Origin of the sequence: Bacteroides hominis, assembly GCF_033042785.2 — a bacterium.
GTDB lineage: Bacteria > Bacteroidota > Bacteroidia > Bacteroidales > Bacteroidaceae > Bacteroides > Bacteroides hominis.
Genome location: NZ_CP178829.1, coordinates 3,475,986 through 3,499,016, shown reverse-complemented (window position 1 = coordinate 3,499,016; position 23,031 = coordinate 3,475,986). Strand labels below are relative to the sequence as shown.

The window sequence follows — 23,031 nt, the reverse complement described above, 5'->3', positions numbered from 1 at the left end:
ATCTTTATTCACTTAATTCACTTTTACGTTTACGGAACAACACAGATGCCACGACCGGCGCACCGACCAATGCTGTCACGGAGTTGACGGGAAGTGCCCCCTCGAACCCCGGCATACGGGCCACCAGATTACACACCAAAGCCAGTGACGCCCCCGCCAGCAAAGTAGCCGGCATCAGGATGCGGTGATCTGAAGTGTGAAAGATGGCACGGCAAAGGTGGGGAACCGCCAAACCGATAAACATGATCGGACCACAATAAGCCGTCACAATGGCGACAAGCACTCCCGAACAAGAGATTACCAAAAGCCGGGCACGCTTTATGTTCAATCCCAGGTTACGGGCATATCCATCGCCAAGCAACATCAGGTTCATGGTTTTAATCAACAGGAAAGAGAGCGGAATCAGTACGACCATAATGCAGACAAACAAAGTCATCTGATCTCCGGAGACACGGGCAAAACTTCCCAGTCCCCAGATCACATAGGCACGGATATCTTCTTCCACACTAAAATATTTGAGTACACCGATGATAGCACTTGCCACATACCCAATCATCACACCGATTATCAACAGTGTGACGTTCCCTTTCACTTTTTGCGACACATATACAATAAGTGCCATAACCGACAAGGCTCCGATAACAGCCGCTAACGAAAGTGCCACTTCACCCATATATCCCAGTTTGCTAAGTGCCACACCTCCCAACGCACCGGACAGCAATACGACAAAAGCTACCCCCAGACTGGCACCGGAACTGATTCCAAGTACGGAAGGTCCCGCCAGCGGATTACGGAATACGGTTTGCATCTGCAAACCACTGATGGAAAGCCCGGCACCGGCCACTAAAGCTGTCAGGGCCTGTGGCACACGTGATTTCCAGATTATATTCTGCCAGATAATGGACTCATCTGTCCCTCCCCAAAGTATGTTCCATACCGAACCGATAGGGATGGAAACCGAACCCAAAAGAAGGTTCAACAGGAAAAAGATAAAAATAGATGCCGCTATAAGCAACATAAGAGGTACTGTCGGTCGTTTCATCAGGCAGATCAATTGAGGCGTTCGTAATAAACAGGAGTATAATCGGGCAACAAATCCGGATGAAAAGCTTTAATCAAATCCTCCAGTACAACTTCCGGCTGGGTAGGCATACTTTCATAAAACGGCTTCTCCCGCATATTGCAATAAATCACCCCTTTATCACGGAAAGCCCGGAAATCGGCATATCTCGGATCTTCGCTTTTCAGTGCATCATAAGAAAAGGCTCCGTCGAAACTATTGACGATGCGCCAATAATCGGCATTCTCTGCCTGGCTATACACCGTTTCAAAATCGAGCGTGACACCTCCTGAACGGGGATCGTCTTTCAAGAAATAGTCGGCTCCTGCGTCACGGAAAAGTTGTGCCAGAAAACTCTTACCTCCTACAGCATACCAGTTGCCTCCCCGGATTTCTCCACTGAAAACTACCGGACGCTTTTCTACATGGGCAACCCGCTCTTTCAGTTCGTTATAATGCTTTTCAATAGCCGCAAACTTCCGGTTGGCCGCTTCTTCTTCACCTATAAAAAGTCCGATAAACTTAATCCACTCGGCCTGCCCCAACGGAGTCATCTCTTTGTAACCCAGATGCGGAACCAGCGGAATACCTACTTCACGCATGGCATCGTATCCGCCTCGTTTGAATGGTGAGATGAAAATGACATCGGGATTTACACTCATGATTACTTCGTTATCGAAATTCCCCTCAATACCTATCTTAGCTGTTTTCCCTTGCTTCAGACGTTCGTTCATCTCTTTGTTGAAAAGATGGCGGGTGCTCGTAATACCTACCACATGACTTAAAGCATCCAGTTTAATGAAATTTGATAACTGCAAGGAGGTCATACAGATAACACTTTTAACAGGCGTTTCTATGACCGTATAGTCAGCAGGAATATTTTCGGATTTCACGCCTCTGGGTACAAGCGCATAATGAAAAGACTCGCCGCCTTCCTTCTGAGGATCACTGATATCGACCAAACGGCACGTAGGTGTATAAGTCACTCTGAATCCTTTGGCATAAACAGGTGTGATACGGATGGAAGAAGTATCGGCCGCCTCACAGGTTACAGTTGTTACGTTCTGGTTGTTCTTCGGACGGCAACCGGCAAAAGAAATACAGGCCAGCAGTGCGCATCCAATCAGGAATTGTTTCATCGGTATTCGTCTTTTAATTCAGATTATAGCGGTCAAAGATACTTAATAATTCTTGTTTCATAGGGATATTTTCCTCACTTTTGCAGAACATTAAGATGATAAACCGATAGCAAATGACAACATCACACCCCATACGTTTCGTATCTTTAGGACCGGGTGAACCGGACCTGATAACGCTGAAAGGATTCAAAGCCCTGCAAACGGCCGACTGTATCTTTTGTCCTGCCACCATGACCCGCGACGGGAAATCTTCGTCACGAGCACTTTCCATTCTGGATACTCTCGGATTCTCGGACACCGTACAATGTTTCCGGCTTCCAATGGACAAAGATCGGACACAAGCTCTAAAAGCCTACGAAGCTGTATACGAAAGCAGCAAAACACTCCGTGCGGAAGGAAAAAACATTGTAATTGTGGCGGAAGGAGATGCAGGTCTCTACTCTTCCATCCATTATATTTACGACAAGTTGCGGGAAGACGGTATCCCTGTAGAACAGATTGCAGGTATTCCCGCTTTTATAGCTTCCGGAGCAATGGCAGGCATGCACATCGTCAGCCGGGAAGAACGGCTGATTATACTACCCGGACTTGTCACAACCAAAGAGCTGGAAAATTACCTGAAGCAACAAACCGTAGTGGTCATTATGAAACTCTCGCAATGTGTAGAAGAAGTACACCAATGCATAAACAGCCATCCGGAATATCAGTATCACTATTTTGAGAATGTAGGAACAGAGAAGGAATACTACTCTTGCTCCAACGAAGAACTCCGTGAGAAGAGATTCCCCTATTTTTCAGTAATGATTATCAGGTTCTGACCGGACTTTATCCGGTGAAGGTCTTGAACTACCTATAGACGAGTTGTGTACCCCGGCATATACCGGTTGTACAACTCGTCATGGACCAGTTGTGTAACTCGCACGAATCTTTCATACCCTGCCTTCCTCTCATACAAAAAGCGCGTTTCGATCTTCCATCTTCCACCTTTTAGAGTGCATATCGTTGATTGTGAGATGTATAGATTGGTGGAAGATGCGGTTTTTATGCCATTTATCTTCCACCCCCATCTTCCATCTTCCACCCGCTGTTTTAGGGGATATTTCAATAGTAACGATTTGGAAAACAAATGGATATGTCCAATTTCTTATCCGTTTATCTCTCTAAAAGCATTTCATTTCCCTTACTCTCTTTAGTGCAAATGGTCGGATCTTTATCTCAGCTCGGGCATGCGGGCTCATCGGCCCGGGTATGCGGGCTCATCAGCCCGGGTATGCGGGCTCGTCAGCCCAGGTACGCGGGCTGGGATAAAGAGTTGTATGACAATGGTTAATCTACTACACTTCTCCGGTAATAGTCGGCCGGATTCTTTCTTAAAAAAGAAACAACGAAGCGCTGTTTCCACATCGCTGTGTGCGAATGGAAGGTTTTGTGGGGAGGGACAAGGGAGGAAGACGGTTGTTAGATGAAAAAGCCGTGTGTAACTCGTCTATTATTGGTCAGGACGATTGCATATTTGAGATGGAATAATTACCTTTACATGCCCCTAATACGATGATGATTATGAAAACAACCAAACTCCAACTTTCCCTTTTAGCCCTTTTCCTGGGATGTGTTTCTCTGCAAGCACAATACAAATGGGCAAATCCATTAAACCAAGATATCCATGTGGTGCGCGGACAAGCATGGCAGAGCGAATTAAAAGATTCATATGCCCGACTGCCTCTACGGGCCCGGGATAAAGTGCACAAGCCTTTATGGGATTTGGCGCAGCAAAGTGCAGGACTGTCTGTTGCGTTCCGTTCCAATGCACCGGAAATAAAGATTCGTTATGTGGTGAAAGGCGGACTCTCTATGCCACACATGCCGGCAACCGGAGTTTCGGGTGTAGACTTATACGCTACGGACAACAACGGACGGGAACGATGGTGTGCCGGACGATACTCCATGGGTGACACGATAACCTACAGTTTCAGCGGACTTTCATATGCAGCCAAATCCGGTAACGGGTTCGAATATCAATTATTTTTGCCGTTATACAATAAAGTATCGTGGATGGAAATAGGAGTTCCTGCCGATGCCTCTTTCCGTTTTCTACCGGTCTCACAAGAAAAACCACTGGTTATATACGGTACTTCTATTGCACAAGGAGCTTGCGCTTCCCGCCCGGGCATGGCATGGGGAAATATTTTAAACCGGAAATTGGGACATCCGGTCATCAATCTTGGTTTCTCCGGCAATGGAAAGCTGGAAGAAGCGCTCTTTGATCTATTGTCTGAAATCGATGCGCAATTGTATATCATCGATTGCATGCCCAATCTGTCGGGAAAGAAAGAATCCGCCGTTGTATACGAGCGCACTCTGAAAGGAGTGAAAAAGCTGCGTGAAAAGAGCCGGACCCCTATCTTGCTGGTAGAACACGACGGTTATAGTAACGAATATAGTTCCGAAAGTGCGGAAGAATCTTATCGTGTAGCCAATGCAGAACTGCGCAAGGCATATGAAACGTTACAAAAAGAGCAGGTTCCGGCTGTATACTATCTGACCAAGGAAGAGATCGGTATCCCGATGGATGCCATGGTAGATGGTGTTCACTCCACCGACCTGGGTATGCAACAATACGCTGACAGCTACCAGAAGAAAATACGTGAAATTTTGCGTGAAGACAATCAAGGACCTGCTTCGTGCATCCCATGCAAACAACAAAGAGATCCGTATGATTGGTACGGCCGTCACGAAGAAATCTTGAAACTGAACAAACAAAGTGCTCCTGAAATAGTGATGATCGGCAACTCGATAACACACTTCTGGGGAGGCGAACCCATCGCGCATAACCAGTTTGGCAAAGAATCCTGGGAGAAATTATTCAAAGGGAGAAGTGTACGCAACCTCGGATTCGGCTGGGACAAAACAGAGAATGTACTATGGCGCATCTATCACGGAGAACTGGACGGTTTCCAGGCTCGCAATATATTTCTGCTGATAGGTACCAATAATCTGTTATTCAACAGTGATGAAGAAATTATAGAAGGTATCTGCCGGATCGCAAAAGCCATTCATGAACGTCAGCCGCAGGCAAAACTCTGTATCATGGGCATCCTGCCAAGAAAAGGGATGGAAGCCCGCATTGCCGGAATCGATGCGGAATTACAAAAACAACTGGCAGGCAAAGACTGTACTTACATTGACCTTGCTCCGCAACTGACGCAAAAAGACGGATCGATAGACTCTTCTCTGTTCCGTGACGGACTGCATCCGAATGCAGAAGGATACAAACGGATCGCAAAGGTGCTGAAAGGGTATCTATAAGCAGAGATCCGGTTGCTGATAAATACATATCAACCTTTCATCATTACAAGATATTCAGATGAAAGATCTGAGATATACCTGTTACCGAAATCTGTATGCCGATGCAAAATGTAAAAAAGGCTACGAGCTTATTTATAATCTGATTGCCTACAGGCCCGAGTTTCTGAATAATCCTCTGCCCCTGTGAGAGGAAAACATACAGTATCGCAGCCATACAGATGATGACAAGTGCGATAACAAAATAGTTGATTCCGGTCTGCAGTAGTTTCCCTTTGACACTGGCAGAGGCCATCAAAGTGAATATGACAGATATACTGCCGGGACCGATGCTGATGGGGAATGTGATGGGGTAAAATATCTTTTGTTCTATATTCTTCCATTTAAAGCTATCCAGATTCTGGTTAGACTCTCCCTTATCAGAAGAACCGGAATCGGCAAGCAATTCCATTGCCGTTTTACAAATCAGTATGCCGCCTCCAAGCTGAATCACAGGAATGGCCAGACCGAAAATCAACAAAAACAGATGCCCTATCACCAAAGTACCGACACCGATCATTATAAAGTTGAAAATCAGCTTCTGAATGGCAGTCTTTCGCTGTTTTGGGTCCAGGTCTGTAAAAAAGCCATTTACGACAAAACCGTTTCCCAAAGGGTTTACTACGGGAAACAAAGCCATAAAGGAGGATGAAAATATGATTAGCAGATTACTCAACGACATAGTTCTTGCTTTTTAAAACACTTTATTAAGAATGCAACACTCATCTACAAACACAGATTGCCTCTTATTGATGTTATAAATGTAAGAAACATCTTCTTATTGTGATATTTTAACAGTCCGTCATATACGTGCCAAAGCATATGCTAACGTACGTACCCCACTTAGAAATCCGGATGATGCGTCACCCGAAAATGACCTTCACTTCCGTCCCCTTCACTTCCTCGGAAGCAATCTCTATTTTTCCTCCGTAAACAGAAAATATTTTCGCTGAAAGGCTGAGTCCAACCCCCTGACCTGTATATTCTCTCGTATTACTTCCCCGGTAGAACGACTGGAAGATATGTTCTATCTCGTCCTTGGGAATTCCGATTCCGGAGTCCCCGACCGCTATTCCCCATCGTTCCCCCTCTTTGTAAAGCCGCACAATCACCTCTTCTTGCGAATACTTGCAGGCATTGTCTATAATGTTCTGCAAGGCTATCTTAAACAAATAGGGATTTGCATCGACCACAGCACTCTTTACGCCCTCCTCCGGATATTGCAACCGGAGGCGGGGAACAGCAGTACTCATCTCCTGTAATAAGTCTGCCAGATAAATCTTTTCGACGTTGTTTTTCCGGATATCCTCTTCCTGCCTCGACAAAAACATCAAATGCCTGATCAAGTTAGAGAGACGTTTGCTTTCCCCGGCAATTCGTTGAAGGGCTTCGACATATTCCTCCGTGCTACGCTCCTTTAACAAACTGATTTCACACTCACCCTGAATGGCGGTAATGGGATTATTCAATTCGTGGGAAGCATGGCTGACAAACGATTTTTCTGCTTTGAACGCAGTGTCGATACGGTCGAGCATACTGTTTAATGCTTCTATCAAATGATCCAGTTCATCTTTATTGCCGGTAGTCTTCAGTCGGCGGTTCAGGCTATTGCCCCGTATCCGCTGCAGCTGCAATAAAATATGTTGTAAGGGGATTAGTATTCTCGTAGAATAAAGTTGCCCCATGAAGAAGATCAATACTGAACTGCTGAGTATCAGGAAGGTAGATAATACCAGCAAATGTTCCTGTATTTTAACCCCATAGCCATTATGCGACATTACGATTACGATAAAGTTTCCCTCATTGTCAGGATAGTACAAAGCAACTCCCAGCATATCTTTATGGACAAAAGATACCGATGACATCTCCTTTGAATCAAGGAGCAGTTTTTGTTGCCCGGCAGAAAGATATTTATTCAACGTATCACGTACCACGACGTCACTGTCCATATTCAGCAAAATCTCTTTGGCCTCCGGCAACAGTTCATCATACTTCCGTTGAATGGCCAGATAGCTTTGTTCGTCCACCTCATCCCGTTCCCAATGTTTCTGGGCAGTCAGAAAAGCTTTTTCCCGAAGATACGACTGATACAATCCGTCGATATACCTCGAACTGAAGAGATAAAACACTCCAATGACGATCATGGTGGTCAACACTGTTATCAACGTATAAAAGAGGGCAATCTTACGTCCGATTTTCATAGTCAGGTGTTTTTTAGTCAGGCATACATGATATATCCGGAACCAACTACAGTATGAATCAGTTTCTTACTAAAGTCTTTATCAATCTTACCACGAAGGTAGTTTACGTATACATCCACTACATTGGTATTCGTATCAAAATTCTTATCCCATACATCTCTCAATAATGTCAGGCGCGAAAGTACCAATCCCTGATGGGTCATAAAATATTCCAGTAAACGGTATTCCTTGACGGTGAGGTCTATCTCCGCTTCTCCACGTCTGGCACGGCGGCTGTTACAGTTAAGCACCAAATCATCACATACCAACTGCCGGGCGGAATCTTCTCTTCCTCTACGCAGGATGGCCTTGATCCGGGCTTCCAGTTCCTGAAAGCTGAAAGGCTTCACCAAGTAGTCGTCAGCTCCCGCATCCAATCCTTTTACGATATCCTCCGTCGTACCCAGCGCAGTCAACATAATCACCGGAACCAGATAACCATACTGACGGCGATAGAGACGGCAAAGCTCCAAGCCATTCATTCCGGGCATAATAATATCTATGATCAGCAGATCGAATACTTCCTGCCGGATCAGTTCCCATCCGGAATTACCGTCATTGGCAACTGACACTGTATGTCCGAACTCCTTCAGTCCCCGTTCTATGAACGAAGCTATATTCACTTCATCTTCTACCAATAATATCTTTGCCATAACTTTTGAGTTTTAAAGTGACAAATATACGGTTTACACTCGTCTTTGCCGCAGCTTTCCATCTTTATCAAACAAAGTTTTACCATAAATAGCCTCTACAATCAGCGGAAAAATAAAAAGCGTAAAGAAAGTATCACACAATACGCCACCGATAATAACAATGGCAAGCGGACGCTGCGACTCGGAGCCGATACCATGGCTCATGGCTGCCGGCATCAGTCCGATAGCAGCCATAGTAGCCGTCATCACAACCGGCCGGACCCGCGAATGAACCGTACTCTTCACTGCTTCGGCCAAAGACATGTGCGAATGCACATTCGACTTAATACCCGAAATCATAATCACTCCGTTCTGAATGCAGATGCCGAACAAGGCTATAAAACCAATCCCGGCAGAAATTGAGAAGTTGAAGTGAGTGATCAACAGGGCAATGATACCGCCGGCCGCCGCAAATGGGACATTCAACAATACCAGTCCTGCATCCCGGGCATTGGAAAACAGGATGAAGAGGATAACGAATATAATGGCAATACTGACGGGAACAACCTGTGCAAGGCGTTTGCTGGCACGTTGCTGATTCTCAAAATCTCCGGTCCATTTCAGTGTATATCCGTCCGGAAGATGTACCGAAGCTTCCACTTTCTTTTGTGCTTCGGCAACGGCAGACCCCATGGCACGACCACGTACAGAGAACTTAACAGCACAAAAACGGGTATGGCTGTCACGGAATATAAGCAATGGTCCTGTAATGGTCCGGATATCTGCCAATTCCTTGATCGGGATCATCGCACCATCCATCGCTGGTACCAGAATCTTACCTATCTGCTCTTCGTTCTGGCGGAACTCTTCATTATAACGAACCATGATATTGAACTTACGCTCGTCTTCATAGAGCAATGAAGCAGATTTACCTCCGATGGCCATCTCAATAATAGATTGTACATTTTCTTTCGATACACCATAACGGGCAAGCTGTTTTTCGTTCAACTCGATGCGAAGTTCCGGCTGACCTATATTCCGGATCACTCCCAGATCTTCAATACCCGCTACGGTTCCCAACACTTTGTTTATCTGTACAGCCAGTTTCTCTGCCTCATATAAATCCTTCCCGAAAACCTTAACGGCAATAGAACCTTTTACACCCGAAGCGGCTTCCTCCACGTTGTCGGTAATCGGTTGTGAGAAATTGAAATCGGTACCGGGATAGAGAGCAAGGGCAGATTGCATTTTTTCAATCAACTGTTCTTTACTGAGTCCGCTCTCCCACTCTTTCTCCGGATAAATATCAACATGAAATTCCACATTGTAAAAACCGGTAGCATCAGTCCCATCATTCGGGCGCCCGGTTTGCGAGAGCACCTGCTTTACTTCGGGAAAAGCCAACAGCTCTCTACGCATTCTGTTGGCAAGTGAAACTGACTCATCCAGAGAAATGCTTTGCGGAAGGGTAGCACGAATATAGATGGCTCCTTCATTCAACTGCGGCAGAAACTCCATCCCCAGAAAAGAGTAAAGAAACAGCCCGGCTCCTCCGACCAAAGAAGCTAATCCGATGGACAGCTTACGATGAGCATGAAAAATGGCAAATAAGGCCGAACTTTTCTCTCTAATAAAACTCACCAAAAAATTACTTTTCTCACTCACATTTTTCCTTAACAGGATGGATGACATGACCGGAACCAGGGTCAAAGTAAAAATCAAGGCCCCCAGTAAAGCAAACCCCAATGTATAAGCCAAAGGAGAAAACATTTTCCCTTCCACCTTTTGAAACGAGAATATGGGGATTAACGCCGTAATAATAATCAGCTTGGAGAAAAAGACCGCTTTGGCCTTTTCTTTGGCAGTATTCCGGATCAGCCCCATCTTCGACATCCGGTTGAAAACGGGCATCCCCACTTCTCTCGCTTTCCGATCGAGAGCAACGAATATACCTTCTACCATCACTACGGCCCCGTCTATTATGATCCCAAAGTCAATGGCTCCCATAGAAAGCAGATTGGCGTACATCCCCATTACATGCAAGCAGATAAAAGCAAACAACAGGGATAAAGGGATAATGACAGCTACCACTACCGTTGTCCGCCAGTCCGCCATAAAGATGAATACAATGAAAGTTACCAATAGTATGCCTTCCACCAGATTGTGCGTTACTGTATGTACAGCAAGATCCACCAGGTCTTCCCGATCATAAAAAGGTACAATCTTTACATCCGTCGGTAAGATGCTTTCGTTCAATTCATCTATTTTCATCTTCAGCCCGGATATCACTTCACCCGGGTTCTCTCCCTTGCGCATCACTACAATACCTTCCACGACATCATCCTCGTCCATTCGCCCTACCTGTCCCAGACGAGGTAAACAAGATTCACGGACATCAGCCAGATTCCTCACCAGAATGGGAGTACCATTGATATTTTTCACTACAATGTTCCGCAACTCCTCCAAATCGTTAATCAGCCCTATACCTCTTACGACATAAGCCTGGGAGCTTTTGGTTATTACATCTCCGCCCACATTAATATTACTCTTCGAAATGGCATCATAAAGTTCCAGCGAGGTGATGCCATAATTGATTAACTGGTTTGGGTTGACACTTACTTCACAGGTTTTTACTTCACCACCGAAACTGACAATATCCGCCACACCCGATACGGCACGCAGATTGCGATCGATCACCCAATCCTGAATCGTTTTCAGTTCGCGTACACTCCGTTTGTCACTTCGCAGGGTATAGCGGTAAATCTCTCCTGTAGGTCCGTAGAGAGGCTGCACCTCAGGAGTTACTCCTTCCGGCAGATCGGCATCATTCAATAAATTATATACCTGTTGACGAGCAACAAAATCATCCACATGATCCTCAAACAGCACATTGATGACTGACAACCCAAACAAGGTTGTCGAACGGATATCTGTCTTCTTCTGTACCGAATTCATGGCTATCTCCACCGGAATCGTAATAAACTTCTCTACCTCTTCGGCACTGCGTCCCGGCCACTGGGTAATGATGGTCACTTTCGTATTCGTCACATCGGGAAATGCATCGATCGGAGTGTGTCTGAATGAAACCACACCGGCGATGATGGCAATCACCGTACAAAAAAAGACGAAAAACTTATTCTTCAACGAAAAAGCCACAATATTGTCTATAAACTTATGCATAGTTTTTTTCGCTTTTAGTCTGCATTCAAAGCATTGTAGACCAATAATACATTTTGATTCAACACTCTGTCACCTTCTGAAAGTCCGGAACGGACATAACATTCCTTACTCAGCTGTTTGTAAACATCAATCTCCTTAATCGATAAACGGTGGTCCGTAGCCACTGCCACAACATAGTTTTTCCCTCCTTCGAATATCAGGGCATGTGCATCGATCCGGGGCATTTGTTTCCCGGACGACTTACACTCCACACCGACATTGGTAAACATACCCGGCTTCAGCAAGTAATCTTCATTACACAATTTAATGCGCACATTCATCGTCTTACTTTCGGTATCCAGCATGTGATAGACTTTATCGATACTTCCGGAAAAGACCTTATCGGGATAAGCCAAGGTAGTGATATGTACGGGTGCTCCTTCAACTACTCTGCTAATATCACTTTCATAAACATCTGCCATCACCCATACATTTTCCAGGCCGGAAACAGTGAATATCTCCTCACTCTGATCGGAGCGGAGTTGCATGTCTTTACTCACCTTTTTGTCTACAATAAAACCGGAAACCGGAGATTTGATTTCGTAAAATGATCGACCGCTGAAATGGTTGATGGAAAAGATTTCTTTGATGCGGTTCTCTTCCGCCTCTGCATTAGCCAATTCCTGTCGCACCTGCAATACGTCTTTATCAGACGCCAAGCCTGAATCGAACATATCCTGAGTAGCATCCATATTTCTACGGGCAATGATAACCTGCTGGTTTGCTTCCTTCATTTGTTTCTCGTAGTCAGCCACTTCACCGCTACGGATCACCGCAAGTATATCTCCTTTTCGTACGTAATCCCCTACTTCGGCATGAAGCTCCGCCACAGTACCGCCAAACATAGGATAAATGTGCGCTACCTGCTCCTGATTGAAAGTCACACGCCCGTTTAGAACCAGTTCATCCGTCACATCATGCAGATGTACCGTATCGACAGAGACTATTTTCAGTAAACTATCTGTCAGACATAAATTTGTATGCACCTCAGATTGCTTCATCTTTGATGAACAACCTCCCAACCCCAGAATCAATATACATGGAAAGTATTTTGTCCAATTCATAAATTATATGGATTTAATTATTAAAGACATGTTGCCCGACTACTGCATTCAGATTCTCAATGCCGAGAAATACGTTTTTCTTTATATCATAAAGCTGAATGCAGGTCTCTTTATAGCTATCGTAAAAATCGATAAACTCTAAAAGACTGATATTACGTTTGATAAAGTTTTCATTGGCTCCGGCTATCAGTTTCTCAAAGTTATGTTCCAATCCCCTATCTACTGACCGATAAAGCCTGAACGCTTTATCTAAGGCAGTATAGGCAGCATACAGTTCTGTCTCAGCTTTACTGCGAATATATTCCTGCTCCCGGCCTGCCTTCAGGAGATTGAAGCGTGCCATCTTGATATTCCCTTGGTTACGGTTAAAGATAGGAACAGACATACTAAACCCGATAGCGAAATAATTATTAATAAAATTACCTTGACGATCATAGTTACCTTTCACTGAAAATTCAGGAAAGGCCAACGATTTCTGTAATTTCAGATCGGCTTGCGAAGCAATGATATTACTACGTGCCATCTTTTGGTCAGGCCTCACGGATACCATCTCTTGTAAACCGGCATAAGACAATCCATTTATGGTCAGACGTTTAAGCGAACCTTCATCTACTATTGGCTCAGTGCGAAAATCAATGGGCAAGTTCAATAATAAATTCAACTCTCCCCGCCGTGATAGATAATGGCTCTCACATTCGCTCATATCCTTTTTCAAGGAGAACAGCATTGACTCGAGACGGGTCATCTCCATTAAAGAAACATTCCCCTTCACATGCTGTTCCTTAATTCCTGCCAACAAATGTTCAAGCGAACTGACCTCTTTATCATAAACCGATAATGACTTTGACAGATAGTAAACTTCGATAAAAGCTTCCCCAAGCTCCTGACGTAAAGTCCGCATTACCTCCTCAAACTGATAGCCGGCAATTTCCCGGTTTATTTTCTCCAACCGTATTTGCTTATTCCGTTGTCCGGCAAGACGGATCACCTGTTCTATCTCTACAACAGATTCACCGCTCTTACCAAAATCAAAATAAGTGCCATTAAGCCGGTTGTAAACATTTTGTTCGAATGAGATCACCGGGTTATCAAATAATCGAGCTTGAAGCAACCTGGCTTGTGCCATATCTATATTGTAGCGTTCGGCCAATAGGGATAAATTACATTTCAGGAAACGTTGCTCGGCCTCTTTCAGCGTCAAGCTCCCGGAGGGTTGCTGTGCTCCGGCAATTCCGAAAAATCCAAGAAAAAAGAGAATAAAAAACTTTCTGGTCATAGTCCTTGTTATTTTGATGACAAAAGTACAATTCACACTTCACGCAGACCGTTTGAAAGCAATTATAAGATACTCAGATGAGATTAGAAAGTTATTAGAAAGCGGAAAAAGCAGGACAAGGAAGAATTGCTAATACAATAGGAGAAATAGCTATCTGCCAATAACTCCGATCTTCCTATCTTTGCAACATCAAAGAAACAAACAAGTAGTAACCCTTTAAAAAATAGAAATATGAAAGTCATCGATTTAACCAAAGAAAGTTTTGTAGAAAAAGTTGCAGATTATCAAGGATATCCGAAAGAATGGAAGTTTAAAGGCAACAAGCCCTGCCTGGTAGATTTTCATGCTCCCTGGTGTGTATATTGCAAAGCACTGTCACCCATACTGGATCAACTGGCTGTAGAATATAATGGTAAAATAGATATTTATAAAGTGGATGTAGATCAGGAACCGGAATTGGAAGCGGCTTTTGCCATTCGTACAATCCCTAATCTGCTGCTTTGTCCTGTTGGAGGAGAACCGACCATGAAATTAGGAACCATGAATAAAACGCAACTAAAAGCGTTAATAGAAGAGGCACTATTATAATTTACCTGACTAAGCATTGGGTACGTCAGTCAACCACGGTAAAACGTAAGCTGACTGACGTACAAATCTTATGATTCTTTTTTTTCGGCAGCAAGTACCAGCCTTATATCTGCATATGAAACCTCATCACCCAAAGCAGCTTTAATTGCCGTAAGTCCTTTGTCACTTCCATTAGCTTGCACATAACGGGTAATTTTCATAATCTTTTCTTTCGTAACGAGCTGCTCTATCTTAACTGCTCCCAAGCGTACATAATGCTCCAGATGTCCGGCTATAGTCCCTGAAACCAACTCACGTTCCTTGGCTATCTCTTCGATATTTTTCCCCTGCCTGAAAAGACGATAGGTTATCTCTTTGGTGTCAAGTTTTGGCTCCTTCACGGGTTTAGTTTCTTTTAGAGGCTTTGGCTCTTTCGGTTCCTTAGTTTCTTTTTTGAGGGTCAATGTTATTGCAGGCATTGGTGGACGTTCTATTCCCTGTTCCTTTACATACCGGCTCACCATTTCAAGCAAAACATCGCCGTACTTTTCGGCACCACGCTTCCCAAAATATGGAATACGCACTAACGAAGCCGTATCACAGGGCAATAAATTCACAATGCCCAGTATTGCTTTCTGTTGTATAACAGTGTAAACAGGAAGATTAGCTTTCGAAGCTTCTGAATTTCTCCATGCAATCAACTGTTTATACAGTTCCGGATGTAGGATATCGGTAGGAACTTCTATTTTTTCAGCAGTTCGGGGTTTACGTTCCGATCTTCCGGACGAGGATGTACTTTCTCCTCCGGAAACGGATAAGGTCAGGACAGCCTTATGTTTTAGAAAAGCTGATACGGTAAAACCTTCTTTTTCGGTATAATAGAGTGTTCCCAGCTTCACATGGAGTGTCGTCTTCAATGTATCTAACGCTTCGGAAAATTTCTTTTTCAGTTCTTTATTATCCGTTTCTACCTTTGTAGAAACCATCAGTGGGTTTAACAAATCCTCCAGGTGTTTACGGAAATAATGGGCACCGGCCACAATTCGTTCATTCAGTTTCGGATTTGCGTCATAGTCCTCCACCTCCATCAACAGAGTCGAATATTGCAACTTGAAAGTATCGGCAACCTTCATTATCTGAGCTTTATACAGATCGATCGTTTCTTTATACCGTTCCAGCAACTTTGGATAGAGTCGGTATAAGTGTTCATCGAGCAGACGCAGAACACGTGCGAAATGTTGCTCAAGAGGATGAAAATCGAATTGTTCACATAGCAACTCGTAGAAATAATGTTGACGCAGCAGAGCCAGCTTATGCTTATCAGGGGTCAGTTCTCCGGCATTACGGGTGAATTCGTCAATCGTGTCGTCACTGATAATAGACTCTCTCCTTAAAGGAGAACTGAGTACCAGTCCCTGAAGAGATTTACAACGACTCAGCGCAACATAAACCTGCCCATGAGCAAAAGAAGCGTTTGCATCAATGATGGCACGTTCAAAAGTCAAACCCTGACTTTTATGGATCGTTATAGCCCATGCCAAACGAATAGGATACTGCCGGAAAGTACCTTCAACCTCTTCCGTTATCTCTTTCGTCTGCGGATTCAGACTGTATTTACTATTTGTCCATTCTTCCGTTTCAAGTAAAAAGTCCTGCGATTCTCCATTTCCTTTCACCCGGATGCCATCTTTACCAACAGCCGTAACCAAACCGATCATTCCATTATAATATCGATGTTCCCCGGAAGAGTCGTTTTTAATAAACATAATCTGAGCCCCTTCCTTGACAGTGAGCATTTCATCCGCCGGATAAGCCGATTCCGGGAAAGTACCTTCTACCCTCGCCTGAAAGCTGAAAGCCCTGCCGGAAAGAGAAAGCAGCTGTCTGTCATTATATTGCTGGGCCTGATAATTATGTGTCGTCAGCCGGATGTACCCTTCTTCTTCTCTCGGACGAAACTCCGGAAGATAACGTTTATTCAATTCTTCCAGCACAGATTCGTCGGCCTCTTTGTCTCTGATTTTATTTAATAATCCGACAAAAGCCGTATCGCTCTGCCGATAGACTTTCTTCAACTCTATAGTGATATATTCAGTCTCTTTCAGTGAATGACTGCCAAAGAAAAATGCCGTGTCATAATAAGAGGTCAACAAATTCCAGTCTTCTTCCTTTACTACCGGAGCCAACTGCTGTAAATCGCCTATCATCAGAAGTTGAACACCTCCAAAAGGTTTCGAACGATCCCGATAACGACGCAACACTGAATCCACCGCATCAAGTTGATCGGCACGTACCATACTGATTTCATCGATCACCAACAGATCCATGCTGCGGATGATATTGATTTTTTCTTTCCCGAATTTATGGAAGCTTTGTTGGGCAGAATTGAATGTACTCTCCGGAATATAAGGCGCAAAGTTTAATTGGAAAAAAGAGTGTATGGTGACACCTCCGGCATTAATGGCAGCAATCCCCGTAGGAGCGACCACTACCATGCGTTTGGGAGTTAATTCCTTTAACCGACGAAGGAAGGTTGTTTTTCCGGTTCCGGCTTTTCCTGTCAGAAACAGATGGGTACCGGTATTTTCAATGACTTGCCAGGCTAATTCTAATTCGTGATTTTCTTCCATGAAATAATACTTTGCTACAAAGTTATAGCAAAAGAAAGAAGAAACCAATATAATAATAAGTTATTTTGCCACAGAAGATACAAAGGCTACGGACGATGATTAGTTGTCAGTTTCTTCATTGATAACAACTCCGCAACCTTTGTGCCCCCTGTGGAAAGTTTAAGCCATACTACCGCCCACAATATCAAGCAACTCGTTTGTAATGGCTTGCTGGCGGGTCTTATTATACTGCTTTGTCAGTTCCTGAATCAGTTCATTGGCATTATCCGTTGCTATTTGCATAGCTAAAGTACGTGCGGCATGTTCGGATGCATTAGAATCGAGAGCAGCCGTAAAGATCTTTTGACTCAAAACCTGCGGAATCAGATCTGCTATCAACTGGGCTGCGGAAGGTTCTATGATATAGTCATTTACCATTCCGGTTTTCCCGTCTTCATTCTGAACGGCAGACAGATCAATCGGCAAGTATCTTTCACGCAACAGCTCCTGTATTCCCATCGATCTGAAATGATGATAAATCAACTCCACCCGGTCGATGTTCTTCTCCAGAAAAAGTTCCATCAACAATTTGGCCAACGTAGCAGCTTCATCGTACGAAGGCTTATCTGCCAGTCTCTGATAGCTCCCTTGAGAAAAAAATCCTAATTTTTTCACAGCTTCCTCTATTTTCTTGCCAACCGGATAGATCAGGATATTATCCTGCCCCAGCTCACGATATTCTCCAACCGTCTGCAAAAACATCTTTAGTACGTTCGCATTGAAAGCACCACATAAAGAGCTGTTGGAAGAGAAAGCTACAATAGCAATACGCTTGACAGGGCGTTCCGCACAGAATGGAGACTCTACCGGAAGGTCAGCACTCAGAAAGTTGGTCAATATCTTATTCAGTTTCCTCTGATAAGGCAGCATGTTTTCAATGGCTCCCTGTGCCTTGTGTAACTTGGCAGAAGCCACCATCTTCATTGCTGAAGTGATTTTTCGGGTACTCTGTACCGAATTTATTCTGGTTTTTACTTCTTTTAGTGAAGCCATAGTCTTTATGGTTTATAATTAACTAAACTGTTTCGCAACCATCGTTGCTGTTTCCTCAATCGCTTTCGTTACTTCATCATTGATTACTCCTGTCTTCAATACGTCCAGTACATCCGACTGATGATCGAGAGCGAGTGTATTGAGAAATGCCGCCTCAAAGTCTTCTACCTTATCCAGTGGAACATTTCTCAGCAATCCGTTGATACCACAATAGAGAATCGCAATCTGCTTCTCTACCGGCATCGGAGAATATTGAGGTTGAACCAATAAACGGGCATTCTTTTGTCCTTTGTCAATGGTCAGTGCGGTAACCGGATCCATGTCTCCGCTAAATTTGGAGAATGCTTCCAGTTCACGATATTGCGCCTGGTCTATTTTTAACGTACCGGCCACTTTTTTCATAGCCTTAATCTGAGCATTACCTCCCACACGGGAAACTGAGATACCGACATTGATAGCCGGACGGTTACCTTGATTGAATAAATCCGTATCAAGGAATATCTGACCGTCTGTAATGGAAATCACATTAGTCGGAATATAGGCAGAAACGTCTCCGGCCTGTGTTTCGATAATAGGCAATGCTGTCAGTGAACCTCCGCCTTTCACTTTTCCTTTCAGACTCTCGGGCAAGTCGTTCATTTCACGAGCCACCTCTTCCTGATTGATAATCTTGGCTGCACGTTCCAGCAAACGGGAATGCAAATAGAAGATATCACCCGGATAAGCTTCACGACCGGAAGGACGACGGAGAATCAAAGATACTTCACGATAAGATACCGCCTGTTTGGACAAGTCATCATAAACCACCAACGCATGACGACCGGTATCACGGAAATACTCACCGATAGCAGCCCCTGCAAACGGAGCGAAATATTGAAGTGCAGCAGGATCTCCGGCTGTGGCAGCTACTACAATAGTGTAATCCATCGCACCATATTGGCGTAAAGTATTCACAATAGAAGCCACTGTAGATCCTTTCTGTCCGATAGCTACATAAATGCAATATACCGGATCGCCCGCTTCGTAATTACTACGCTGGTTTATTATCGTATCAATAGCTATCGATGTTTTTCCCGTCTGCCGGTCACCGATAATCAACTCACGCTGTCCACGACCGATAGGAATCATTGCATCAACTGCTTTCAGACCTGTTTGCAACGGCTGATTTACCGGCTGACGATAGATTACCCCCGGAGCTTTACGCTCCAAAGGCATTTCATAGAGTTCACCGCCGATCAATCCTTTTCCGTCCAACGGTTCTCCCAACGGATCGATAACGCGTCCCAACATACTTTCTCCCACACGGATAGAAGCGATTCGTTTGGTACGTTTCACTGTGAAACCTTCCTTGATCTTATCCGTAGGTCCGAGCAAGACGGCACCCACATTATCTTCTTCCAGGTTCATAACAATGGCCTTGATACCATTATCAAACTCAAGCAGTTCGTTGGCCTCGGCATTGCGCAGACCGTAAATACGTACCACACCATCACTCACCTGCAGCACCGTACCGATTTCATCAAGCTGCACCTTGGTCTCGATTCCTTCAAGCTGTTGGCGCAGAATCTCAGATACTTCGCTTACTCTTATATTTTCAGACATAATTTTTCACTAATTATACAATTCTTCGATTCTTATCAATGAACTGTTGTTTCACTTTCTTCAACTGTGTAGCAATACTGGCATCAAGTCGGTAATCGTTAATATCGAAAACAAAGCCACCTTCTATAGAAGGGTCGATCACTGTTTCCAACTCCATATACGCATGCAAAATATGTGCAGCAGTTTGTCGGATACGCTCTTCAGTAGCCTTATCTACCGGGACAGCAGTGATCAGTTTACCTACACCAATATGCTTCTTCTTCCGGTAAAGATCCAGATACATCAGACTCATGAATTGCAGATAAGTCTCCCTTCTCTCCTTGAGTACCAGACGGACAAAACGAATAAACTCTTCACTCGGTTTATTGTCTCCATCGGCTGCCGTACAGATCAGACTGAACTTTTCGTCAACAGAAACAATGGGATTATCAAGTACGGCACAAAATCCCTTCACTGTACGGAAACTGTGTGCCAGCGTGACAAGTTCATGATATAGCCTGTCTTCCGCTCCTCTCTCTTCCGCATAAGCCATCAGAGCTTTCGCATACCGCATTGAAATTATTCCGACTTCCATTTTCTCTTAGTTCTTCGTTAATACTTCATCAAGCATACGGTCTATCATTCCCATCTGCTCTTGTTTATCAGCCAGATTCTTACGAATAACTTTCTCAGCTATATCCACAGATAGAAGAGCTACCTGACGACGAATATCGCGTATGGCTTCTTCCTTTTCAATCTGAATCTGTCGTTTCACTTCGTCCAGTTCTTTCTGGGCAGCTATTTCAGCTTGTTTGCGGGCCTCGTAAATAATTTTCTCACGTTCCTGCATAGCCTCTTTCATGATACGTCCCTGTTCCTTATTAGCGGCAGCCACAATAGCTTCGCCCTCCTCTTTCAGTCGTGACAACTGGGCGTTTGCTTCTCTGGCTACCTCCAATGATTCGTCGATATAGGTTTTACGGCCTTCCACCATCTTAATGATGACGGGGAAGCCGTATTTAGCCAATACCGCGAATACAATTCCAAAAGAAAGGAGCATCCAGAATATCAGGCCACTATCGGGTAGTAACAATGACATAATCTTCTTTGTTTATTATAAGAAAAGTACTAACAGACAAACAACCAATGCCAACAATGCCACACCTTCTACCAAAGCAGCAGCAATAATCATATTCATACGAATATCTCCCGATGCCTCCGGTTGACGTGCAATACCTTCCATGGCCGAGCCACCAATCTTACCAATACCGATACCTGCTCCGATAACAGCTAAACCAGCTCCGAGGGCAGCTCCCAATTTACTCAATCCTACTCCTGCAGCAGCAGCTTGCAATAATACTGATAGTAACATAATTTTCAGTTTTAAAATGGTTTATATTATTCTTTTACTTCTTCTTTTTTACCGCCTTCCTGAGCCAGTCCGATAAATACAGCCGATAACATTGTAAACACATAGGCCTGAATAAAGGCAACCAACACTTCGAGCAAATTCATAAAGATGTTGAACAGCACCGAAGCCACCGTAAGCGAACCGTTAATGGCAGGCCCCATACTTGCCGATATAAATATCAAACAGGTAAGAACCAACATAGCCATGTGTCCGGACAACATATTGGCAAACAAACGGATCATCAATGCGAACGGTTTCGTAAATACACCGAAAAATTCGATAAATGGCATCATGGGTATAGGCACTTTCAGCCACCAGGGAACATCGGGCCAGAAAACATCTTTCCAGTAGTGTTTCGTCCCGAATATATTAACGATGACAAATGTAAATAAAGCCAATACCAGCGTTATAGCGATATTTCCGGTCACATTCGCTCCTCCCGGGAAAATCGGTATCAATCCCATGATGTTATTGATGAAAATAAAGAAAAAGGCTGTCAACAAATAAGGAGCGAACTTTTTATAGTTAGGCCCTACACAACTCTTAATCACATCATCATGGATCATCATAATAAACATCTCCATAAAACCGACAAATCCGCCAGGGGCATAAGCCCCCTGTTCACGCTTACGATACCAATGCGCCACACTAAGGATGATTATTAATAAGATAGCACTATTGATAAATAGAGATAAAGTAACCTTAGTAATAGAAATATCCCATGGTCGAACCTCTTCTCCCGCCGCATTACGTTCTACAATTTTGCCTTCGTACCTGCTTCCGGCAGGAGCGATATAGAATCCTTCATATTTACCGTCATTCTCTTCAAGGCGCGATGACAAAAAAGCATGCCAACCTGAAGTTTCGCTATATACGATAATCGGCAATGGAATACAGATAGAGGTTTTTCCTATATTTGTGATGTGCCATTCGTAGGAGTCGCCGATATGACCGAATACAATGCCTTTTACATCTACCTGATTTGCCTCCTGATTGATTGTGTCTTTCCCCACAATAATCTCTTGCTGTAAAGCAGTGGCGGTATCGCCCTCCACAGGCTCTTGTGCAGAGACCATAACAGGCAACATACCTCCTATCAGGATCAACATTCCGGTAACTATGTTACGCAACTGTTTCATATTTTTTTGATTTCTTTTTTAGTTTCTGATTCCATTCGAAAACGAAGAAAAACCAGCTTTCATATATAAGGTAGCCCAGATAGAATGCCAGAAATGTCAGCAGAAATTCCACAGCAGAATCGGGCACAGCCACACAGTAGATTATCAACAGAAAGACTGATATAATCATCTTCAGAACCTTTGCTACCAAAAAAAGCATCACCATCTTGTCCGGTGCATGACGCCTGCAGGCATCAAACATATAAATGTAAAATACACCGAATATATAAAAGTATACCGGTATCAACGGATAACCTCCGAAATAGTGTCCGGGCTCAAGATAATGCAAAACCAAAGCTCCCAACCCACCTCCGACAAGAGTCAAAATGGTAAGATAACTCAGGAAATTGCGTTTTGTAATGCTCATATTCATAGTAAAAACAGGTTCTTGTGTGGATCAAGGTCAGGATACACAAACGGAAGCTTCTCCGTTACTTAGCTCCACAAAACCGCTGTGAATATCCAACGTATGCTCTTCGCCATCCGTTGTCGTGTAACTGACTGTTCCTTCTTGCAGAGAAGAGACAATCGGCGCATGCTGCGCCAAAATGGAAAATACCCCACTGGTTCCCGGAAGAGTAACACTCTTCACTTCACCATCAAATACCTCCTTTTCCGGCGATACAATATTCAAATGCAGTTCTTTCATGATTCCTTATT

At 44.0% G+C, this 23,031-nt stretch carries 20 protein-coding genes; 3 read left to right on the top strand and 17 right to left on the bottom strand.

All coding sequences use genetic code 11. The features are described 5' to 3' along the window. Window positions 1-4 precede the first annotated feature (4 nt). Together R3O62_RS14595 and R3O62_RS14590 are read right to left on the bottom strand one after the other, a co-directional pair. The gene (locus R3O62_RS14595) at window positions 5-1,042 is read right to left on the bottom strand and encodes an iron ABC transporter permease (RefSeq protein ID WP_022012794.1); all 1,038 of its coding nucleotides are present in this window, start codon (window positions 1,040-1,042) and stop codon (window positions 5-7) included. 8 nt (window positions 1,043-1,050) lie between these two features. Then, entirely contained in the window at window positions 1,051-2,199 is a 1,149-nt protein-coding gene (locus tag R3O62_RS14590) for an ABC transporter substrate-binding protein (RefSeq protein ID WP_217737147.1), read from the bottom strand. Window positions 2,200-2,312: 113 nt separating this feature from the next. Between R3O62_RS14590 and R3O62_RS14585 the strand changes: the two genes are divergently transcribed. Further along, window positions 2,313-3,017: a precorrin-2 C(20)-methyltransferase gene (locus R3O62_RS14585; RefSeq protein ID WP_005777562.1), complete on the top strand. Its 705-nt coding sequence runs from the start codon at window positions 2,313-2,315 to the stop codon at window positions 3,015-3,017. 742 nt (window positions 3,018-3,759) lie between these two features. Further along, on the top strand, window positions 3,760-5,505 hold the full coding sequence (locus R3O62_RS14580; protein WP_005805745.1) for an SGNH/GDSL hydrolase family protein: 1,746 nt from the start codon (window positions 3,760-3,762) through the stop codon (window positions 5,503-5,505). A gap of 43 nt (window positions 5,506-5,548) precedes the next feature. Here R3O62_RS14580 and R3O62_RS14575 read toward each other — a convergent pair whose 3' ends face one another. From R3O62_RS14575 to R3O62_RS14550, 6 genes are all read right to left on the bottom strand, one after another. Next, window positions 5,549-6,223 carry a MarC family protein gene (locus R3O62_RS14575; RefSeq protein WP_005805743.1) on the bottom strand — a complete coding sequence of 225 codons (675 nt, stop codon included), beginning with the start codon at window positions 6,221-6,223 and terminating at the stop codon, window positions 5,549-5,551. A gap of 181 nt (window positions 6,224-6,404) precedes the next feature. Beyond that, window positions 6,405-7,742 carry a HAMP domain-containing sensor histidine kinase gene (locus R3O62_RS14570; protein ID WP_317472563.1) on the bottom strand — a complete coding sequence of 446 codons (1,338 nt, stop codon included), beginning with the start codon at window positions 7,740-7,742 and terminating at the stop codon, window positions 6,405-6,407. A 17-nt stretch (window positions 7,743-7,759) separates the two neighbouring features. Next, window positions 7,760-8,434, bottom strand: a complete 675-nt coding sequence (locus tag R3O62_RS14565) for a response regulator transcription factor (RefSeq protein WP_005777552.1) — start codon at window positions 8,432-8,434, stop codon at window positions 7,760-7,762. A gap of 33 nt (window positions 8,435-8,467) precedes the next feature. Beyond that, window positions 8,468-11,593, bottom strand: coding sequence for a CusA/CzcA family heavy metal efflux RND transporter (locus R3O62_RS14560; protein WP_317472564.1), 3,126 nt, complete (start codon window positions 11,591-11,593; stop codon window positions 8,468-8,470). A 14-nt stretch (window positions 11,594-11,607) separates the two neighbouring features. After that, window positions 11,608-12,696: an efflux RND transporter periplasmic adaptor subunit gene (locus R3O62_RS14555; RefSeq protein WP_005805737.1), complete on the bottom strand. Its 1,089-nt coding sequence runs from the start codon at window positions 12,694-12,696 to the stop codon at window positions 11,608-11,610. A 13-nt stretch (window positions 12,697-12,709) separates the two neighbouring features. Then, the gene (locus tag R3O62_RS14550; protein WP_005805735.1) at window positions 12,710-13,972 is read right to left on the bottom strand and encodes a TolC family protein; all 1,263 of its coding nucleotides are present in this window, start codon (window positions 13,970-13,972) and stop codon (window positions 12,710-12,712) included. 231 nt (window positions 13,973-14,203) lie between these two features. Between R3O62_RS14550 and R3O62_RS14545 the strand changes: the two genes are divergently transcribed. Continuing rightward, window positions 14,204-14,560 carry a thioredoxin family protein gene (locus tag R3O62_RS14545; RefSeq protein WP_005777545.1) on the top strand — a complete coding sequence of 119 codons (357 nt, stop codon included), beginning with the start codon at window positions 14,204-14,206 and terminating at the stop codon, window positions 14,558-14,560. 68 nt (window positions 14,561-14,628) lie between these two features. Here the strand turns inward: R3O62_RS14545 and R3O62_RS14540 are convergent, their stop codons facing one another. The 9 genes from R3O62_RS14540 to atpC form a co-directional block, all read right to left on the bottom strand. Beyond that, entirely contained in the window at window positions 14,629-17,169 is a 2,541-nt protein-coding gene (locus R3O62_RS14540) for a helix-turn-helix domain-containing protein (RefSeq protein ID WP_317472565.1), read from the bottom strand. A 159-nt stretch (window positions 17,170-17,328) separates the two neighbouring features. Further along, entirely contained in the window at window positions 17,329-18,201 is an 873-nt protein-coding gene (locus R3O62_RS14535; protein WP_022011735.1) for a F0F1 ATP synthase subunit gamma, read from the bottom strand. A gap of 18 nt (window positions 18,202-18,219) precedes the next feature. Next, window positions 18,220-19,803 carry a F0F1 ATP synthase subunit alpha gene (gene atpA / locus R3O62_RS14530; protein WP_005777536.1) on the bottom strand — a complete coding sequence of 528 codons (1,584 nt, stop codon included), beginning with the start codon at window positions 19,801-19,803 and terminating at the stop codon, window positions 18,220-18,222. 13 nt (window positions 19,804-19,816) lie between these two features. Further along, window positions 19,817-20,377: a F0F1 ATP synthase subunit delta gene (locus R3O62_RS14525; RefSeq protein WP_005777534.1), complete on the bottom strand. Its 561-nt coding sequence runs from the start codon at window positions 20,375-20,377 to the stop codon at window positions 19,817-19,819. A 6-nt stretch (window positions 20,378-20,383) separates the two neighbouring features. After that, window positions 20,384-20,881, bottom strand: coding sequence for a F0F1 ATP synthase subunit B (atpF, locus tag R3O62_RS14520; RefSeq protein WP_005777532.1), 498 nt, complete (start codon window positions 20,879-20,881; stop codon window positions 20,384-20,386). Window positions 20,882-20,896: 15 nt separating this feature from the next. After that, window positions 20,897-21,154 carry an ATP synthase F0 subunit C gene (atpE, locus tag R3O62_RS14515; protein WP_005777530.1) on the bottom strand — a complete coding sequence of 86 codons (258 nt, stop codon included), beginning with the start codon at window positions 21,152-21,154 and terminating at the stop codon, window positions 20,897-20,899. Window positions 21,155-21,180: 26 nt separating this feature from the next. Beyond that, window positions 21,181-22,332, bottom strand: a complete 1,152-nt coding sequence (atpB, locus tag R3O62_RS14510) for a F0F1 ATP synthase subunit A (RefSeq protein WP_005805725.1) — start codon at window positions 22,330-22,332, stop codon at window positions 21,181-21,183. Continuing rightward, a complete protein-coding gene (locus R3O62_RS14505) occupies window positions 22,316-22,744 on the bottom strand; it encodes a hypothetical protein (protein WP_005777520.1) in 429 nt (142 codons plus the stop codon). The genes atpB and R3O62_RS14505 overlap by 17 nt, the downstream gene beginning before the upstream one ends. Window positions 22,745-22,774: 30 nt before the next feature. Continuing rightward, complete coding sequence (gene atpC / locus R3O62_RS14500) at window positions 22,775-23,020, bottom strand: ATP synthase F1 subunit epsilon (protein WP_005805723.1); 246 nt, start codon at window positions 23,018-23,020, stop codon at window positions 22,775-22,777. Window positions 23,021-23,031: the final 11 nt, after the last annotated feature.

Bases quoted from the DNA above. Each gene is read 5' to 3' on its own strand.
- R3O62_RS14595 (WP_022012794.1), bottom strand. From the start codon at position 1,042: ATGAAACGACCGACAGTACCTCTTATGTTGCTTATAGCGGCATCTATT.
- R3O62_RS14590 (WP_217737147.1), bottom strand. From the start codon at position 2,199: ATGAAACAATTCCTGATTGGATGCGCACTGCTGGCCTGTATTTCTTTT.
- R3O62_RS14585 (WP_005777562.1), top strand. From the start codon at position 2,313: ATGACAACATCACACCCCATACGTTTCGTATCTTTAGGACCGGGTGAA.
- R3O62_RS14580 (WP_005805745.1), top strand. From the start codon at position 3,760: ATGAAAACAACCAAACTCCAACTTTCCCTTTTAGCCCTTTTCCTGGGA.
- R3O62_RS14575 (WP_005805743.1), bottom strand. From the start codon at position 6,223: ATGTCGTTGAGTAATCTGCTAATCATATTTTCATCCTCCTTTATGGCT.
- R3O62_RS14570 (WP_317472563.1), bottom strand. From the start codon at position 7,742: ATGAAAATCGGACGTAAGATTGCCCTCTTTTATACGTTGATAACAGTG.
- R3O62_RS14565 (WP_005777552.1), bottom strand. From the start codon at position 8,434: ATGGCAAAGATATTATTGGTAGAAGATGAAGTGAATATAGCTTCGTTC.
- R3O62_RS14560 (WP_317472564.1), bottom strand. From the start codon at position 11,593: ATGCATAAGTTTATAGACAATATTGTGGCTTTTTCGTTGAAGAATAAG.
- R3O62_RS14555 (WP_005805737.1), bottom strand. From the start codon at position 12,696: ATGAATTGGACAAAATACTTTCCATGTATATTGATTCTGGGGTTGGGA.
- R3O62_RS14550 (WP_005805735.1), bottom strand. From the start codon at position 13,972: ATGACCAGAAAGTTTTTTATTCTCTTTTTTCTTGGATTTTTCGGAATT.
- R3O62_RS14545 (WP_005777545.1), top strand. From the start codon at position 14,204: ATGAAAGTCATCGATTTAACCAAAGAAAGTTTTGTAGAAAAAGTTGCA.
- R3O62_RS14540 (WP_317472565.1), bottom strand. From the start codon at position 17,169: ATGGAAGAAAATCACGAATTAGAATTAGCCTGGCAAGTCATTGAAAAT.
- R3O62_RS14535 (WP_022011735.1), bottom strand. From the start codon at position 18,201: ATGGCTTCACTAAAAGAAGTAAAAACCAGAATAAATTCGGTACAGAGT.
- atpA (WP_005777536.1), bottom strand. From the start codon at position 19,803: ATGTCTGAAAATATAAGAGTAAGCGAAGTATCTGAGATTCTGCGCCAA.
- R3O62_RS14525 (WP_005777534.1), bottom strand. From the start codon at position 20,377: ATGGAAGTCGGAATAATTTCAATGCGGTATGCGAAAGCTCTGATGGCT.
- atpF (WP_005777532.1), bottom strand. From the start codon at position 20,881: ATGTCATTGTTACTACCCGATAGTGGCCTGATATTCTGGATGCTCCTT.
- atpE (WP_005777530.1), bottom strand. From the start codon at position 21,154: ATGTTACTATCAGTATTATTGCAAGCTGCTGCTGCAGGAGTAGGATTG.
- atpB (WP_005805725.1), bottom strand. From the start codon at position 22,332: ATGAAACAGTTGCGTAACATAGTTACCGGAATGTTGATCCTGATAGGA.
- R3O62_RS14505 (WP_005777520.1), bottom strand. From the start codon at position 22,744: ATGAATATGAGCATTACAAAACGCAATTTCCTGAGTTATCTTACCATT.
- atpC (WP_005805723.1), bottom strand. From the start codon at position 23,020: ATGAAAGAACTGCATTTGAATATTGTATCGCCGGAAAAGGAGGTATTT.